Origin of the sequence: Streptomyces globisporus C-1027 (assembly GCF_000261345.2) — a bacterium.
Lineage (GTDB): Bacteria > Actinomycetota > Actinomycetes > Streptomycetales > Streptomycetaceae > Streptomyces > Streptomyces pakalii.
In genome coordinates this window covers 7,145,679-7,161,289 of record NZ_CP013738.1, presented here as the reverse complement: position 1 = coordinate 7,161,289, position 15,611 = coordinate 7,145,679, and the positions used below count along the sequence as shown (strand labels likewise).

Here is a 15,611-nt window from a genome sequence, read left to right as displayed (position 1 = left end):
GCCCGGCGCGGGTCCCCGCCCGGCCGACGGATCAGACCGCGTCCGCCAGCAGCAGGGAGTGAATGCGGTCCGGAGCCCCGGGGCGGGCGTAGTACCAGCCCTGGGCGGTGTCGCAGCCGATCCGGCGCAGCTGCTCGGCCTGTGCGCCCGTCTCCACGCCCTCCACCGTGACGGCCAGCTCCAGGCTGTGGGCCAGCGACACGATGCCCTCGACGATCTTCAGATCGACCGGGTCCGCCGGATGCTGCTGCATACCCCGGGTGAAGGAACGGTCCAGCTTGAGCACGCTCACCGGCAGCCGGCGCAGGTTCGCCAGGTTCGAGTAGCCCGTGCCGAAGTCGTCGAGCGCGATGTCGACGCCCATCTCCGCGAGCTGCCGCAGGGGCTTGAGGAGATCGTCGTCCGCCCCGATCAGGGCGGACTCGGTCACCTCCAGGCAGAGCGCTCCCGGCTCCAGACCGGAACGTTCCAGCACGTCGACCGTCTCCGCGACCAGCCGGGGGTGGTGCAGCTGGGTCGGCGACAGGTTGACGTTGATCCGCAGCGGGCCGCCGTCGCTGTGCCGCTCCTGCCAGAAGTTCGCCTGCCGTACGGACTCCTCCAGCACCCAGCGGCCGAGCGGCACGATGAGGCCGGTGTGCTCGGCGAGCGGGATGAACCGGTCGGGGCCGAGCACCCCGTGCTGCGGATGGCACCACCGTACGAGCGCCTCCGCGCCGTGCACCGTGCCGTCACCCAGGTGCACGAGCGGCTGGTACTCGATGAAGAACTCGCCCCGGTCCAGGGCGGCCGGGAGCGCGGTGGTCAGCCCGTGCCGGGTGATGGCGCGCGCGTCGGCCTCCGCGTCGGCGAGCTGGAAACGGTTGCCGCCCGCCGCCTTGGCCCGGTACATCGTGATGTCGGCGCTGCGCAGCACCTCGGCGGCGCTGCGCTCCCCGGACGGCCCTTCGACGATGCCGATCGAGCCCCGGACGGAGAGCTCGCGCCCGTCGAGGCGGATCGGGGTGGCGAGTGCGTTCAGGATCCGGCCGGCCAGTTCGTGCACCTCCTCGGCCGTGTCCGGTCCGGTTGTCAGGGCGACGAACTCGTCGCCGCCGAGCCGGGCGACCATCTCGCCGGGCGCGGTGGCGCAGCTCTGGAGCCGGTCGGCGACCTCGACCAGCAGGCGGTCGCCGGCGGCGTGCCCGAGGCTGTCGTTGATGGCCTTGAAGCCGTCGAGGTCGAGGTAGCAGAGACCGAAGCGGACACCCTCCTGGGCGGCGAGGGCCTTCTCCAGGCGCTCGAAGAACAGGGTCCGGTTGGGCAGGCCGGTGAGCGCGTCGTGGGTGGCCTCGTACCGCAGCCGCAGGTTGAGCAGCCGGCGCTCGGTGGTGTCCTCCATCAGCGCGAGCTGGTACTCGGGGCGGCCCTCGGAGTCGCGCAGCAGCGAAACGGTGAGGTTGGTCCACAGGACGGTGCCGTCGTTGCGGTAGTACGCCTTCTCGACCCGGTAGTGCTCGCGTTCGCCGCGTACCAGCTCGTCGTAGTACTTCCACACCTGCGGCGAGTCCTCGGGGTGGACCCACTCGTTCACCTTGTGGCTGCGGACGTGGTGTTCGAGACCGCCGAACATCCTGGTGAGCGTGTCGTTGATCTCCAGGATGTTGCCGTCCAGGTCCGCGATGCCGATGCCGATGGCGGCGTCCTTGAAGACCGCGCGGAACCGGGCCTCGGTGGCGTGCAGGGCTTCTTCGGCGTGCGAGCGGGCCGTCAGCGCCGAGCGGGCGATGGCCTCCTGCTCGGCGAGCGTGCGCTCGCGCAGGGCCCCGGTGAACCCGGCGGCCAGCGTGTGCTGGATCCGGGCGCAGCGGGCCCGGCCGTCCTCGGTGGACAGCGGGCCGGGTCCGTTGCCGCCGCAGTAGAGGACGAGGTAGGAGTCGACCACGCCGAGCGTGGAGCTGAGGGCGTCCGGATCGGTGCAGTGCGCGTCGATCAGGGCCGCGCCGATCCGCTGGGCGGGCGAGGCGTCGAAGGGGTGCGCGTGCAGGATGTCGTTCAGCTCGCGTGCCAGGGGCAGCAGATGCTGTTCGAACTCCGGCCGGGTGAGGGAGGTGGCCGTCAGAGGGAAGATGGCCCGGCTCCAGATTCTGGCGAATCTCCGGAGCCGGCCCTCGGGGCCGTCGGGTTCCGCGTCCGGCTCTCCGGACGCCTGGGCGGGAATGCTCACGCCTTGCGCCCGACCCCGCCGAAGCCCGAGAAGGCGTACGGGTCTTCCTGCTCCGGCGACTGCGGGGTGTCGGGCCGCCATTCGGGCATCGACACGAGTCCCGGTTCGACCATCTCGTAGCCCTCGAAGAAGCGGCCGATCTCCTCGTGCGAGCGCATGATCAGCGGGTTGCGGATGTTCTTGTAGACGCCGACCGTGCCGGCCGCCTCCTCCTTGGGCAGCGGGATGCCCTCGTACGAGGCGTGGGTGAGGACGAGGAGACTGCCGGGGGCTAGTGCCTCACGCAGTTCGGCGACCGCGGCGTACGGCTCGTCGGCGTCCTCGATGAAGTGGAGCACCGCGACGAGCAGCAGGGCCACCGGCCGGTCGAGGTCGAGCAGTCCGGTGATCTCCGGGTTCGCCAGGATCTCCTTGGGGCGGCGCAGGTCGGCGGCGGCGATGACCGCGCGGTCGTTGCCCTCCAGGACGGCCTGGCTGTGGGCGACGGCGACCGGGTCGTGGTCGACGTAGGCCACCTTGGCGCCGGGGTCGGCGGCCTGGGCGACCTCGTGGACGTTGCCGAACGTCGGGATGCCGGAGCCGATGTCCAGGAACTGGTCGATGCCCGAGTCGACGGCGTGGCGGACGGCCCGGCGCATAAAGGCGCGATTGGCCTGCATGATCTTGGGAAGGCCCGGGAGGAACTCCATGGCCTTGCGCGCGGCTTCCCGGTCCACCTCGAAATTGTGCGATCCGCCCAGATAGAAGTCGTACATGCGGGACACGCTCGGCACCGAAATGTCTATGCCCTGCGGTGCCCAGGCGGGACGCTCCATCGATGTCTCCAACAAGTTCGCCACGGCGATCCGGCCATGTTCATGGTCAGTGTTGACCAGAGGCTACTGATCGGCCGCCAAGAGAGCGAGTGGAAACGGAAATTAGCGATCCGTTATTGGTCACACTCAGGTGGCATACCCGGCCGGTCCGTCGCTGCGCGTGTGCGGACAGCGACGGACCGGCACTCCGGGCGCCGTTTCCCGGTGGTTCGGGGCCACTTGGGGCTCCTGGGCGATTGTTCTGCGGAGTCCGTGATTACTTGGTGGCGCCGACGAGTTTGGAATCCGGTGAAACGGCGTACCAGGTTCCGCCGACACCCTGCCCGTTGGTGTCTCCGGGCTTCTTGTCGCCCGCGAAGGTGTAGATCGGCCAGCAGTCGATGGTCTGCTGCTTGATGCCGTCGGGGCGGTCGAAGGTGACGAATCCCTTCGTGGTGACACCGTCCACCGCATTCTTGGCCACGGGTTCGACCACCGGCCACTTCTTGAGGCACTCGCCGGTGCAGGCCGTCTTCATGGGCCAGGCGGAGTCCTTGGTGAAGCGGTAAACCGTCATGCCCCGGCCGTCCACCACGATGTCGCCGAGTTCCGGATCCTTGCGGACGGAAAGTCCCGCGGGATCGGCCGGTTCGGCGACCCCCTCGCTGTCGGCGTTCTTCGCCGCCTTCTTCCCGTCCGGGGCCGCGGCGAACCAGGTGCCGCCGACTCCCTGTCCGTTGACCTGGCCGGGTGCGGTGTCCTTGGCGTACCGGTACATCGGCCAGCCGTCGACGGTGAGTTGGCTGGTGCCGTCGGGGCGGCTGACCTCGCCGAGCAGTTCCTCGTCGGTGCCGGCGGCGGCGACGGCGTTGCCCGATGCCACCACCGGCCATGCGGTGGCGCAGTCGCCGTCGCAGTTCGACTTCGGCGGGTTCGCGGAGTCCTTGTCGAAGCGGTAGAGCGTGAAGCCCTCGCTGTCGGTGAGCACCTTTCCGAGCTCCTTGCTTCCCTGCACGGCGAGTTGACCGGCCTCCTTCGGTTCCGCCGCCTCGGCGTCGGCCCCGGAGCCGTATCCCCCGCCGGCCGATCCGTACCCGCTCTCGGCGGGCTGCTGGGCCGGGGCGGCGTTGCCCACCGCCTGGCCGTTCGGCGACGTGCCCTGCTCCTGACCGCACGCCGTCGTGAGCGTCAACAGAGCCGCCGCGGTGACCGCGAGCGAGGCGTTGCGCCAGGTGTTCATGTCGACTCCCGTGGTGCTTCGTCGTAGCGCTGGTGATTCCGGCGCGGGACCGCGCCGTTCGTGGCCCTAGGTACGGGACGCCGACGGGGTCGCGTTCAAAGGAACCGCGAGAAGAATGCGGCGGGTCGGGCCGACCCGGTAAACACGGATGGCCTATTGATCCCACGATCAGGCGAATCCCCTGCGTCGACCGCGTGTTCCCCGGAAACGTCGATCATGCTGCCCGTCGTGTACGCATCACGCATCGCGCGACTCACGGCAGTCGCTTCTCTCCTCTGGCTGACGGCCCTGCCGCCGCCCGCGACCGCCGACAGCTGCGCGGTGGCGTCGATCGGGCAGGACGGGAGCGTTTCCGCGGTCGCCGTGGCGGGCGACGGGGGCTGCGTCGCGGTCTCCGAGCCGGAGCCGCCTCCGCCGCCGCCCCCGCCGAAACCGGCTCCACCGCCACCACCGCCTCCGCCGCCCCCTCCCCCGCCACCACCACCGCCTCCGCCGCCTCCGCCGCCTCGGCCCGTGGTGACGGAACCGCCGCCTCCACCACCTCCTCCGCCTCCCGCACCAGCGCCCCCTCCGTCCCCGGCACCGGCACCGGCACCGGCACCGAAGCCCTCGCCCTCACCGAAGCCCCCGGTGCGGACCGAGCCGCCCGAACCCCGGCCCGTCGCGCTGCCGACGTACCGCAAACCGACCCGCAAGGAGCCGCGGAACGGACCGTCACTGGTGTCGCTGACGCTGCTCATCACCGCCCCGGCGGTGTTCGCCGTTGCCGTTCTGCGGCCGCGGTCATCCCGCTGACCAGGAGAGATGCATGTCCGAATGGCTCGTACTGAGCATTGCCATGGCGTCCGCCTGCGCGGTCGTCCTCATCATCGTCATCCTGAACAACCGGCGGGTCGGGGATGACGACGATCCCTCCGAGACCCCCGACGTCATCGAGTACATGACGATGATGATCGGAGTGGTCTACGCGATCGTCCTGGGGCTCGCCATCGCCGGGGTCTGGGAGGGGCGCAGCGCCGCCCAGGAGTCCGTACGCATCGAGGCGCAGGCGCTGCACGAGGTGAAGGCGCGGGCGTCCGTCTACCCGGCGGAGGTCCGCGACCGTATCCGGGCGGACGTCGACGCCTATGTCAGCCATGTCGTGAACGACGAGTGGAAGGTGATGTCGGAGCGGAACACGCTCACGGAGCGCGGCACCCAACTGCTGGACCAGGTGCGGGCGGACGTCACCGACTACGAGCCGAAGACCGACCACGAGGGGCAGGCCTACCAGCCGCTGGTCGACCAGGTGGCGGCTGCGGACGACGCCCGCAGCTCTCGGGGGCAGAACGCCGGGGCGACGATGCCCGGGGTGGTCTGGTTCGGGCTGATCATCGGGGCGCTGGTGACCGTGGGACTGATCTTCACGCTCCAGATCCGCAGAACGTTCCGCGAACTGCTCCTGGCGGGCCTGTTCAGCGCGCTGATCGCCTTCCTGCTCTTCCTTATCTGGGACTTCGACGCGCCCTTCGGCCGGGGCATCTCGGCGACCGCCGACCCCTTCATCGACACGTTCCCGGGCATCACCCGCTGAGCGCCGCTCCCCCGGCCGACCAGCGGGCCGGTGCGCCGGTCGGGGGACAGCGTGACCCATTCGCCGGACCCCGATCGCGGGTCGGGGGGGCCCCTCCTAGCGTGTCGGGCATCGAGGTGCATTTTTCCTGCTATGTGGAAATTGGTTCCGCAGCTGCCCCTCGGGGAACCCGGAGGATCCACCATGCGCGCGATACGTGTCGCACCGCTCGCCCTGCTCGGCGCCGGTGCCCTGACGCTCCTCGCCCCGTCCGCCGCCTTCGCCGCCCCGGACGGGGCCTCCAGCACGTTCAACCCGACGATCACCCCCTCGGTCATCGCACCGGGCGGGCGGGTCACCCTCGGCGCCGGTGGCTGCACGGGCGAGACGACCGTCAGCTCGGGCATCTTCGACACCACCACCATCCCGAGCGGCAGCACGACGGCCACCGCCACCGTCGACTCCGACGCGCGGCGGGGCGCCGTCTACGCGGTGACGTTCACGTGCGGCTCCACCGGCACCTCCCGGAACGTCAACCTGACGATCACCGGCGGTGCGACGAGCAGCCCCACGCCCACCCCGACCCCGACGCCCACCACGGTCCCGACAGCCAGCTCGACGGCGCTCGTGCCGGGCGGGGTGCGCGGTGGCCTCGGCGGCAGCTCCGGCACCACCGACACGGTGGAGGTCGCCGCCGGCGGGGCCCTGGTGGTCGCGGCGGCCTCGGGAGCCCTCTACTTCGCGCGTCGCCGTAACGCCGACCGCCGCCACTGACCGCGAGCATGTGGCGCACGGCAGTCGCCCCGGGTCCTGATCCAGGACTCGGGGCGACGGGCGTATCGGGCCGGGCGGGAGATTCGACGCCTTAGAACGCCGCATGGCCGGTCCGCCGACGCCGGACGAGGAAGACCGCGCCGCCGACGGCCGCGGCCGCCACGAGACCGCCGCCGACCTGCATCTCGACGGAGCTCGGGCCCATCGAGCCGCCGAGCCCGCCCTGCGCGCCGTTGCCGGCGAGCACGGTGAACTTCTGCGTCGCGATCCGGTTGTTGTCGTTGCACTTCACGGACAGGTGGTACTGCCCCGGAGTCGTGTTGTCCCGGACCCGGGCGTGGGCGTAGTTGGTGCTGTCACCCGCGGAGAGGGTGGTCGTCGGGAACGCGTTCGACCAGACCTTGCCGCCGTGGCCGCAGCCCTGCGCGGTGATCTTCAGCGTGCCACCCTGGTGGACGGACTGAGGGTTGACGGCGACGTTGACCGGGCCGTTGGTGGCGGCGGCCATGGGGGCCGCGAGCCCGACGGCCGCGAAAGCGGTCGCGGTGACCGCGAGAGCGCGTGAAGCACGCATCGTGTGAACCTCCAGCGGGAAACGCCCCCGGGGGCTGGTCCCCCGGTGGATCGACGAGAACGTCTCCCATGACGAACACTCACCAGTGGACTGGCGGCTCGCACTTCGGCACTGCTCCACCCCGGTGACGCGACACGCCGTACGGAAGCCTCCGCATCTGACGGAGTCGCAGGTCACGGGCCGTCAGAAGTTTTATCTGCTCATTACTCCGATGGGCAGTCAGCCATCAGGGGAACCCAGCGGGGACCGGCCCGCCGCCACCCGTTCGCCTCTCCCTGATCGCCGTCCCGTCGCGACGCCCTTAACGTTCACAGCGTCGCGACGAAGGGAGAACCATGGGCCGGGACCACACCGGGGGCGAGCGGACCAGACGGGTGCCATGGGGTGCGATCGCTCTGGTGATGCTCAGCGGCCTCGCTCTCATGCGCAACGGCACGGAGTTCTCGGAGGAGGGCCCGCCGCAGCCCGCGGCCGCCGCCTCGCTGGATCTGAGCAAGGACGCCCCGGGCCCGCCGGTGGAGGGCGAGCCGGTGCAGCCGCTGCCCTACGCCCCCGCCTCCCGGGTGAAGATCGGCTCCATCGACGTGGACGCGCCGATCATCGACGTCAACCTGGACGCCGGCGGGTGGATCGACGCCCCGCCCGCCGAGGACCCCAACCTCGCCGGCTGGTACCAGAACGGCATCGCCCCCGGCCAGCGGGGCACCGCCGTGGTGGTCGGCCACGTCGACAACATGTCCGGACCCGCGGTCTTCTACGGCCTCGGCTCGCTCCAGAAGGGACACCGCGTCGAGGTCTCCCGCTACGACGGCCGGGTCGGGATCTTCGAGGTGTACGGGGTGGAGGTCTTCGCCAAGAACGACTTCCCCGGCCCCCGCGTCTACGGCGACACCGGCCACGCGGAGCTGCGCGTGATCACCTGCGGCGGAGGCTACTCCAAGGCGGGCGGCTACGACGGCAACGTGGTGGTCTTCGCCCGGCTCGTCGACACCCGCTGACCGAACGCGTCCCGACATGGCTGTGTCCCCGGTGGATCGCCGGGGACACAGCCATGGGCGTGCGCGCTCAGACGCGTTGCGGCACCGTGATGCGGTAACCCGCCTCCAGCAGCCGGGGGAGATAGCGGCGCAGGGCGGCGACACTCTGCGAGCGGTCGCCTCCCGCGTCGTGCGAGAGGACGACGACACCGGGCGCCGCACCGTCCAGCACCCTCCGGACGATGGTGCCGGTTCCGGGCTCCTTCCAGTCGAGGGTGTCCACCGTCCAGGCCATCGGCTCCATGCCCAACTCGGCCCCGATCTCGAAGGAGTTGCGGTTCCACGCGCCGTAGGGGGCGCGGTACCACAGCGGCGGGGCGCCGAGCGCCCGCTCCACCACGTCGCTGGTACGGCCCAGCTCGTCGCGGATCGCGGGGCGGGAGAGCTTCGGGATCAGCGGGTGGGACCAGGAGTGGTTGCCCACCACATGCCCGTCGTCGGCCATCTCGCGCAGCAGGTCCGGGTTGCCGTCGGCCATCTCGCCGCAGACGAAGAACATCGCGCGGACCCGGTGCTCACGCAGGGTGGCCAGGATGTCCGGGGTGTACTTCGGGTCGGGGCCGTCGTCGAAGCTGAGGACCATCGAGTGCCCGAGGTCGGGAAGGTGCTCGAAGGGCCGGGTGCGCACGGGCGGCCTGGCCGGCCTGAACCGGGCCGGGGTGCCCGCGGTCATGGGGTCGAGCCGGTACGGGGAGGGCCGGCCCCGGACGTTCGCCGGAGGCCCGGCGGCCCCCGCGGGCGGGGTGCCCGCGGTACGGGCGGGGCGGCTGGGCGTCGACGCCGGATCGGCGACGGCCAGGTGCACGGCGGCGGCGGTTCCGAGGCCGAGGGCGATCCTCAGCAGGGTGCGGCGCTCGGGTCCGGTGTGATCACGTGTCATGGCCAACTGCTCGCACGGCCGGACGTCCGCCCCGCCCGTCGACACCGCATGCCGACCGTTTTGCACCCGATCGACGCATTATGTTCATATTCGCCGGTGCCCGCCGACGGCCCGGCGACTCCCCCTCCGGACGAGCCGATAGCCTCGGAGCCGTGACAGAGCAGCAGCCTCATCAGTTCGAACGCGGTACGGACGGCCCCAAGGTGATCGTCGCGGGGCTCGACGGCTCCGATTCGTCGATGCGCGCGGCGGCCTACGCCGCCGGACTGGCCCGTCGCCAGAACGCCATGCTGGCCCTGGTGTACGTCCAGCCGGTCATGACGGCGGGCGCCGCCCTGGGCGTACCGGTCGGCGATGCGACGGGGGAGGTCGCGGACGCCCTGGTCTCCGAGATCCGGGAGGCGACGGAGCGCTTCAGGGACGCGTGGGACGTGCGGTGGGAGTTCCACACCTTCCGGGGCGACCCCTACAACGGGCTGGTGACGGCGGCCGACGAGCTGAAGGCGGACGCGGTGGTGGTCGGGGCCTCGGAGTCGGCCGGGCACCGCTTCATCGGTTCGGTGGCCGTACGTCTGGTGAAGGCGGGGCGCTGGCCGGTCACCGTGGTGCCGTAGGGCCCCGCCGACGACCGCTACTTGCCGCTACTTGCCCATGAGGAGCCCGTCCTCGTCCGCTCCCCGGCCGAGGACGACGGTACGGATACGGTCGCGGACCTCGCGCAGATGCCCGGCCCCCTCGTCGAGGGAGGCGTTGAGGTTGACGGCGCGTCCGGTGACGGTGTCGTACCACTGCGGGACGAACTCCGCCTTCTTCACCTTCCAGCGCTCACCGGGTTTCGCGGGCGGCGTGAAGGTGAAGCGGCCCATCGAGCTCTGGTTGCCCCGCGGATCCTGGGCGCCCTCGTAGTTGATCATCGCTCCGGCGATCTGGTCGCCCATGCCGTAGACCACCCAGGTGCCGTTGACCTTCTCGTACGCCTGGGGCACATGGGCGTGGGTGCCGATGACGAGGTCGATGTCGGGGCGGCCCTGGTCCGTGGAAGCGGTGAGCCGCTCGGCGAGCTCCCGCTGCTGCGCGTCGGGCTCGTCCTGCCATTCGGTGCCCCAGTGGGCGGAGAGGACGACGACGTCGGCGCCGGCCCGGCGGGCGGCCCTGGCCTCCTCGACGATCTTCCGCTCGTCGGTGACGTTCACCGTCCAGGGCCGGCCGGCGGGCAGCGGGATGTCGTTGGTGCCGTAGGTGTACGCGAGGTGGGCGACCTTGGCCGCGCCCTTCCCCGGCCCGGCGGGCAGGATCGTGGGCCGGGCGGCCTCGGCGGCGGTGCGGGCGGATCCGGCGTGCCGGACGCCCGCCTCGTCCAGGGCGTCGAGGGTGCGCCGGACCCCCTCGGCCCCGTCGTCCAGGGTGTGGTTGGAGGCGGTGGAGCAGGAGTCGAACCCGGTGGTGCGCAGGGCGGTGGCGATCTCGGGGGGCGACTTGAAGCTCGGGTAGCCGGTGTAGGGGCCGCCCTCCTGCCCGTACACCGTCTCCATATGACAGAACGCCAGGTCCGCGCCGGAGACGACCGGGGCGACACCGGCCAGCATCGGGGCGAAGTCGTAGCCGGCGCCTCCCGCGTCGGCGGCGGCCTGGTCGATGACGGAGGAGTGCGGCAGAACGTCGCCCGCGGCGAGGAGCGTGAACGGGCGGGGCCCGTCGGCGCCCTGGCCGCCCGCGCCCCGGGCGGCGGGCGGTCCGCTCGGCGCGGGGGCCGTGGGCTGCTGCCCGGTGCAGCCGGTGGCCGCGGCGAGCAGCAGAGCGATGGCGGCCACGGTGCCCGGTCGGATGCGCTGCGTCATCTGCTCGACTCCATGTTCGGATGATTACGACCATCCGACTACACAGATTTTCATACCGGATAAGCAAGGAGCATTGCCGCATACCTAGCTGAACTGGTCGTACCGGCCGACCCTGACGGCCCCTCGACCGTTCACCGCACCATTCGCCGCACTGAGCGACCGCTCGTCGCACGCCTCGGTGCACCGCCTGTTCCCGCGCCGTCGAATGCGTTCGTATACGCCAGTCGGCAACGCGGCCGTCAGGGGCCTCGGCGGGAGAGGACGTTCATGAAGACCACCACGACGACCGACGAACGGACCCTGGCGGAGTTGCAGCGGGAACACGGCCCCGCCCTGTTCCACTTCCTCCTCGGCCTCACCTTCGGGGACCGGCAGCGGGCCGAGGACCTGGTGCAGGAGACCCTCGTACGCGCCTGGCAGCACCCCGAGGCGTTCGACGCGCCCTACGACTCGATGCGGCCGTGGCTGTTCACCGTCGGCCGCCGCCTCGCCATCGACGCACGGCGCTCCCGCCGGGCCCGCCCCGTCGAGGTGAGCGACACGGTGCTGGAGACCACCCCGGACGCCCTGGACACCGCGGACCGCGCGGTGCGCACCCTGGACGTACGGGAGGCGGTCCGCACGCTGAGCCCCGAGCACCGCGCGGTGCTGGTGCACATCTACTTCCGCGGGCTGAGCGTCGGCGAGACGGCCCAGGTGCTCGGGATCCCGGCGGGGACCGTCAAGTCCCGTTCGTACTACGCCCTGCGGGTTCTCGCGCGCACCCTGCCCGGCTACTCCCGCAGGTCCTCCGCCCGGAGCAGCGCCAGCAGGGCGGAGGCCTCGGCCACCTCCACATAGACCCGGGCGCAGCCGTCGCAGCCCTGGAGGTGACGGGCGACCCGGCAGGTCTCCTCGGCGTCCAGGGCGTCCAGGACGTACGCCCCCAGCAGCAGGCGCACATGCGGGTCGTCGCCGGGGTCGGCACTCATTCGCAGCCTCGCATCTCCTGGGCGATCCTCCCCTTCTGCCCACGCGGGGCGCCCGCCCCCGGTTCAATGCTGCGTGAAGCCCGGTACCGAGCAAGGAAAGAGGCGAGACGGGATGCGTCCCGAGGATACGGATGAGGCCGGTGGGAACGGGCTCCGGGTGCCGATGACCTGGCTGACCACCGAGTATCTGGCCGACGAGCTGTTACGCACCGGCGATCTGATGGAGCCGACGACGCTGGAGTTCCGGGCGGGGCGTGACGCCCTGGCCCTGACGATGTTCCTGTGCGAGTTCCCCCGGGACGCGCCCGCCCCGCGGGCCCTGCCCGAGCCGCGGGTCGACGAACTGCGCGTGCTCACGGCGTACGAGGGCACCTGGCGCAGCTGGATCTGCGAGCGTCTTGCGGAGTCGGAGCGGTGTGCCGAGCCCGGCGACCCCGATCTGGCGCTGGCCCGGGCCGCCTGGCGCTGGCTGGAGGAGACCGAACTGCTCGCGGCGGACCTCGACGCGATCGGCCCCGCCCCCTGGGAGGCCCCGGCCGACCCGGCGGACGACGACCAGGAGGTCCGGATCTGGACGCCCGCCTGGCAGCTGGGGCTGCCGCTGGGGCATCTGGCCGTCCATCTGTGCTGACGGGCTTCTTCAGGAACCGTGCACGCCCGCACGGTACTTGGGCAGCCGCAGCGTGATCTTCATGCCCGCCCCGACCCCGGTCTCGATGACGAGCCCGTAGTCGTCCCCGTAGACCTGGCGCAGCCGCTCGTCCACATTGAGCAGGCCGATGCCGGTGGACGTGCCGCCCTCGCCGCGCAGGATCTGCCGCAGCCGCTCGGGGTCCATGCCGGTCCCGTCGTCCTCGATGACCACCTCGGCCTCCGAGCCGGCGTCCAGGGCGCTGATGGTGATCCGGCTGCGGGTGATCGCCCCTTCGAGTCCGTGCTTGACGGCGTTCTCCACGAGCGGCTGGAGACACAGGAACGGCAGCGCGACCGGCAGCACCTCGGGGGCGACCTGGAGGGTCACGGAGAGGCGTTCGCCGAAACGGGCGCGAACGAGGGCCAAGTACTGGTCGATGGAGTGCAGTTCGTCCGCCAGGGTGGTGAACTCCCCGTGCCGGCGGAACGAGTAGCGGGTGAAGTCGGCGAACTCCAGGAGCAGTTCGCGGGCCTGCTCGGGGTCGGTGCGGACGAACGAGGCGATGGCGGCGAGCGAGTTGAAGATGAAGTGCGGGGAGATCTGCGCCCGCAGGGCCTTGATCTCGGCCTCGATCAGCTGCGTACGGGAGCGGTCCAGCTCGGCCAGTTCCAGCTGGACGCAGACCCAGCGCGCCACCTCCCCCGCCGCCCGGGCCAGTACCGCCGACTCGCGCGGGGCGTAGGCGACGAGCGCGCCCAGGACCCGGTTCTCCACGGTGAGCGGGACGGCGACGGCCCAGCGCAACGGGCAGTCGAGATCGCCGCAGCCGCTGTCGAAGGCGGTGTCGCGGCCGTTGTCGAGGAGCACCTTCAGATGCTCCATCACGTCCTTGCCGTGGTGGTGCCCGGCCCCGTCCCAGACCAGCACCCGCTCCCGGTCGGTGAGGCAGAGGGCGTCGGTGCCGAGGAGGGAGCGCAGTCTGCGGGCGGCCCGCCGGGCGCTCTCCTCGGTGAGCCCGGCCCGCAGCGGCGGGGCGGCCAGCGACGCGGTGTGCAGGGTCTCGAAGGTGGCGTGCTCGACGGGCGTGCCGACATCGCTGGGGCGCACCGGGCGGGCGGTGCGGCGCCCCAGCAGATAGCCGGCGCCGACCAGCAGTGCGGCGAGGACGACCACGACGGCGACGGCTGCCCCGGTCATCGCTCCCTCCCCGCGGCGGCCCGCGCCGAGGAGAGGGCTTCGGGGAGGTGGAAGCGGGTCATGGCGGCGTTGGTGCCCGGGGGGATGCGCCCCGGGGTGGCGAGCGAGACGAGGATCATCGCGAGGAAGCCCACGGGGACGGACCAGACGGCGGGCCAGGCGAGCAGGGCGTGCGGCCAGCCCGGTGGACGTACGGCGCCGCTGACGGTGATGGCCACGGCGAGGAGCGCGGACCCGCCGCCGAGCAGGAGCCCCGCGACGGCCCCGGGCGGGGTGAGCCGCCGCCACCAGATGCCGAGGACGAGCAGCGGGCAGAAAGAGGAGGCGGAGACCGCGAAGGCCATGCCCACCGCGTCGGCCACCGGCACCCGGCTCACCAGCAGGGAGCCGACGAGCGGCACGGCGATGGCGAGGACGGTGGCGAGCCGGAAGTGGCGTACCCCGCGCGAGGGCAGGACGTCCTGGGTGATGACCCCGGCGACGGCCATGGTGAGCCCGGAGGCGGTGGACAGGAAGGCGGCGAACGCCCCGCCCGCGATCAGCGCCCCGAGGAAGTCGCCGCCGATACCGCCGATGACCCGGGCGGGCAGCAGCAGGACGGCGGCGTCCGCGTCTCCCCCGTACCGCAGTTCGGGGGTGTAGAGCCGGCCGAGCGCCCCGTAGATCGGCGGCAGCAGGTAGAAGAGGCCGACCAGGGCGAGGACGGCGACGGTGGTGCGGCGGGCGTCGCGGCCGTTGGGGCTGGTGTAGAAGCGGACGACGACGTGCGGCAGGCCCATCGTGCCGAGGAAGGTCGCCACGATCAGCCCGTACGTCGCGTACAGCGGGTGGTCGGCGCGGAAGACGGCGAGCTGGTCGTCGAAGCTGACCCGGGGCCGGCCGTCGCCCTGCCAGGCGAGGACCAGGAAGAGGGCGGGGACGAGGAGGGCGGTGAGCTTCAGCCAGTACTGGAAGACCTGGACGAAGGTGATGGAGCGCATGCCGCCGGCGGCGACGGCGGCCGCCACGACGGTGGCGACGAGGACGTCGCCGAGCCAGCCCGGAGCACCGGTGAGGATCTTCAGCGTCAGCCCGGCGCCCTGGAGCTGCGGTACGAGGTAGAGCCAGCCCGCGCCGACGACCAGGGCGCTGACGAGGCGGCGGACCTGCCGTGATTCGAGCCGGCCCTCGGCGAAGTCCGGCAGCGTGTACGCCCCGGAGCGGCGCAGCGGTGCGGCGACGAAGACCAGGAGCACCAGATATCCGGCGGTGTAGCCGACCGGGTACCAGAGCATGTCGGGGCCGTGGACGAGGACGAGCCCGGCGACGCCGAGGAAGGAGGCGGCCGAGAGGTATTCGCCGCTGATCGCGGCGGCGTTGAGGCGGGGCCGCACGGTGCGGGAGGCGACGTAGAAGTCGGAGGTCGTACGGGAGATGCGCAGGCCGAAGCCGCCGACGAGGACGGTGGCGAGGACGACGAGGGCGACCGCCACCCAGGACGCCATGTGGTCGGGGGCGCTCACGGGGCGGGGCGGCCCTCCACCAGCCGGGCGAAGTCGCGTTCGTTGCGCTCGGCCCGGCGGACGTACCACCAGGCGGCGAGGGTGAGCGGCGGGTAGGTGGCGAAGCCGAGGACCGCCCAGACCAGGGTGGAGCTGTTCAGCGCGGCGAACAGGAGCGGCAGGGTGCCCGCGACGAGGGCGAGGACTCCGAAGACGGTGAGCCCGGCACGCAGTTGGCCGCGCATCAGCGAGCGTACGTAGGCACCGCCGAGGGCGGTCTGCTCGTCGATCTCCGACTGGGTGCGGTAGCGGGGCAGCGGGCGCACCCGCCGCGGCTCTCCCGTGACCACTTCGCGCCGGGGGGTTGGCTCTGCGGACATGGGCTCGGAGTGTAGGCGTCGCCGGGTGGTGCTGGGAAGGGCTGTCGGAAGGT

At 71.8% G+C, this 15,611-nt stretch carries 16 protein-coding genes; 6 read left to right on the top strand and 10 right to left on the bottom strand.

Annotation, left to right across the window (positions count from 1 at the left end; translation table 11 throughout):
- Positions 1-31: 31 nt before the first annotated feature.
- From WQO_RS31625 to WQO_RS31615, 3 genes are all read right to left on the bottom strand, one after another.
- The gene (locus WQO_RS31625) at positions 32-2,206 is read right to left on the bottom strand and encodes a putative bifunctional diguanylate cyclase/phosphodiesterase (protein ID WP_010058925.1); all 2,175 of its coding nucleotides are present in this window, start codon (positions 2,204-2,206) and stop codon (positions 32-34) included.
- Positions 2,203-3,021: an SAM-dependent methyltransferase gene (locus WQO_RS31620; protein WP_010058923.1), complete on the bottom strand. Its 819-nt coding sequence runs from the start codon at positions 3,019-3,021 to the stop codon at positions 2,203-2,205. Before WQO_RS31620 ends, WQO_RS31625 begins: the two co-directional genes overlap by 4 nt.
- 256 nt (positions 3,022-3,277) lie before the next feature.
- Positions 3,278-4,240 carry an SCO0930 family lipoprotein gene (locus tag WQO_RS31615; RefSeq protein ID WP_010058922.1) on the bottom strand — a complete coding sequence of 321 codons (963 nt, stop codon included), beginning with the start codon at positions 4,238-4,240 and terminating at the stop codon, positions 3,278-3,280.
- 808 nt (positions 4,241-5,048) lie between these two features.
- On the opposite strand from WQO_RS31615, the gene WQO_RS31610 reads away from it, so the two are divergent.
- Together WQO_RS31610 and WQO_RS31605 are read left to right on the top strand one after the other, a co-directional pair.
- Positions 5,049-5,813 (top strand): bestrophin-like domain, encoded by a 765-nt coding sequence (locus tag WQO_RS31610; RefSeq protein WP_010058920.1) that lies wholly within the window; start codon positions 5,049-5,051, stop codon positions 5,811-5,813.
- A gap of 183 nt (positions 5,814-5,996) precedes the next feature.
- Entirely contained in the window at positions 5,997-6,566 is a 570-nt protein-coding gene (locus WQO_RS31605) for a hypothetical protein (RefSeq protein ID WP_010058919.1), read from the top strand.
- A 91-nt stretch (positions 6,567-6,657) separates the two neighbouring features.
- On the opposite strand, the gene WQO_RS31600 is transcribed toward WQO_RS31605, so the two are convergent.
- A complete protein-coding gene (locus WQO_RS31600; protein ID WP_010058918.1) occupies positions 6,658-7,140 on the bottom strand; it encodes a hypothetical protein in 483 nt (160 codons plus the stop codon).
- A 335-nt stretch (positions 7,141-7,475) separates the two neighbouring features.
- On the opposite strand from WQO_RS31600, the gene WQO_RS31595 reads away from it, so the two are divergent.
- Positions 7,476-8,138: a class F sortase gene (locus WQO_RS31595; protein ID WP_010058916.1), complete on the top strand. Its 663-nt coding sequence runs from the start codon at positions 7,476-7,478 to the stop codon at positions 8,136-8,138.
- 67 nt (positions 8,139-8,205) lie between these two features.
- Here WQO_RS31595 and WQO_RS31590 read toward each other — a convergent pair whose 3' ends face one another.
- Positions 8,206-9,057, bottom strand: coding sequence for a polysaccharide deacetylase family protein (locus tag WQO_RS31590; protein WP_010058914.1), 852 nt, complete (start codon positions 9,055-9,057; stop codon positions 8,206-8,208).
- Between the two features lie 152 nt (positions 9,058-9,209).
- Here WQO_RS31590 and WQO_RS31585 point away from each other — a divergent pair, with 152 nt between their 5' ends.
- On the top strand, positions 9,210-9,671 hold the full coding sequence (locus tag WQO_RS31585) for a universal stress protein (protein WP_010058913.1): 462 nt from the start codon (positions 9,210-9,212) through the stop codon (positions 9,669-9,671).
- A gap of 27 nt (positions 9,672-9,698) precedes the next feature.
- On the opposite strand, the gene WQO_RS31580 is transcribed toward WQO_RS31585, so the two are convergent.
- A complete protein-coding gene (locus WQO_RS31580; protein WP_010058912.1) occupies positions 9,699-10,895 on the bottom strand; it encodes a CapA family protein in 1,197 nt (398 codons plus the stop codon).
- A 267-nt stretch (positions 10,896-11,162) separates the two neighbouring features.
- Here WQO_RS31580 and WQO_RS31575 point away from each other — a divergent pair, with 267 nt between their 5' ends.
- Positions 11,163-11,735: a sigma-70 family RNA polymerase sigma factor gene (locus WQO_RS31575; RefSeq protein WP_010058911.1), complete on the top strand. Its 573-nt coding sequence runs from the start codon at positions 11,163-11,165 to the stop codon at positions 11,733-11,735.
- Here the strand turns inward: WQO_RS31575 and WQO_RS31570 are convergent.
- The gene (locus WQO_RS31570; protein WP_006129163.1) at positions 11,669-11,866 is read right to left on the bottom strand and encodes a zf-HC2 domain-containing protein; all 198 of its coding nucleotides are present in this window, start codon (positions 11,864-11,866) and stop codon (positions 11,669-11,671) included. The two genes, WQO_RS31575 and WQO_RS31570, sit on opposite strands and share 67 nt — an antisense overlap.
- A gap of 112 nt (positions 11,867-11,978) precedes the next feature.
- Here WQO_RS31570 and WQO_RS31565 point away from each other — a divergent pair, with 112 nt between their 5' ends.
- Complete coding sequence (locus WQO_RS31565; protein WP_010058910.1) at positions 11,979-12,497, top strand: hypothetical protein; 519 nt, start codon at positions 11,979-11,981, stop codon at positions 12,495-12,497.
- Between the two features lie 9 nt (positions 12,498-12,506).
- On the opposite strand, the gene WQO_RS31560 is transcribed toward WQO_RS31565, so the two are convergent.
- Genes WQO_RS31560 through WQO_RS31550 form a run of 3 tightly spaced genes read right to left on the bottom strand, consistent with a single transcriptional unit; the run spans position 12,507 to position 15,558 of the window.
- Positions 12,507-13,697, bottom strand: coding sequence for a sensor histidine kinase (locus WQO_RS31560; protein ID WP_010058908.1), 1,191 nt, complete (start codon positions 13,695-13,697; stop codon positions 12,507-12,509).
- Complete coding sequence (locus WQO_RS31555; RefSeq protein ID WP_058954167.1) at positions 13,694-15,199, bottom strand: sodium/solute symporter; 1,506 nt, start codon at positions 15,197-15,199, stop codon at positions 13,694-13,696. Before WQO_RS31555 ends, WQO_RS31560 begins: the two co-directional genes overlap by 4 nt.
- Positions 15,196-15,558, bottom strand: coding sequence for a hypothetical protein (locus tag WQO_RS31550; protein ID WP_050992281.1), 363 nt, complete (start codon positions 15,556-15,558; stop codon positions 15,196-15,198). Before WQO_RS31550 ends, WQO_RS31555 begins: the two co-directional genes overlap by 4 nt.
- Between the last annotated feature and the right edge of the window lie 53 nt (positions 15,559-15,611).

Bases quoted from the DNA above. Each gene is read 5' to 3' on its own strand.
- WQO_RS31575 (WP_010058911.1), top strand. From the start codon at position 11,163: ATGAAGACCACCACGACGACCGACGAACGGACCCTGGCGGAGTTGCAG.
- WQO_RS31590 (WP_010058914.1), bottom strand. From the start codon at position 9,057: ATGACACGTGATCACACCGGACCCGAGCGCCGCACCCTGCTGAGGATC.
- WQO_RS31580 (WP_010058912.1), bottom strand. From the start codon at position 10,895: ATGACGCAGCGCATCCGACCGGGCACCGTGGCCGCCATCGCTCTGCTG.
- WQO_RS31610 (WP_010058920.1), top strand. From the start codon at position 5,049: ATGTCCGAATGGCTCGTACTGAGCATTGCCATGGCGTCCGCCTGCGCG.
- WQO_RS31620 (WP_010058923.1), bottom strand. From the start codon at position 3,021: ATGGAGCGTCCCGCCTGGGCACCGCAGGGCATAGACATTTCGGTGCCG.
- WQO_RS31615 (WP_010058922.1), bottom strand. From the start codon at position 4,240: ATGAACACCTGGCGCAACGCCTCGCTCGCGGTCACCGCGGCGGCTCTG.
- WQO_RS31600 (WP_010058918.1), bottom strand. From the start codon at position 7,140: ATGCGTGCTTCACGCGCTCTCGCGGTCACCGCGACCGCTTTCGCGGCC.
- WQO_RS31550 (WP_050992281.1), bottom strand. From the start codon at position 15,558: ATGTCCGCAGAGCCAACCCCCCGGCGCGAAGTGGTCACGGGAGAGCCG.
- WQO_RS31560 (WP_010058908.1), bottom strand. From the start codon at position 13,697: ATGACCGGGGCAGCCGTCGCCGTCGTGGTCGTCCTCGCCGCACTGCTG.
- WQO_RS31570 (WP_006129163.1), bottom strand. From the start codon at position 11,866: ATGAGTGCCGACCCCGGCGACGACCCGCATGTGCGCCTGCTGCTGGGG.
- WQO_RS31595 (WP_010058916.1), top strand. From the start codon at position 7,476: ATGGGCCGGGACCACACCGGGGGCGAGCGGACCAGACGGGTGCCATGG.
- WQO_RS31605 (WP_010058919.1), top strand. From the start codon at position 5,997: ATGCGCGCGATACGTGTCGCACCGCTCGCCCTGCTCGGCGCCGGTGCC.
- WQO_RS31565 (WP_010058910.1), top strand. From the start codon at position 11,979: ATGCGTCCCGAGGATACGGATGAGGCCGGTGGGAACGGGCTCCGGGTG.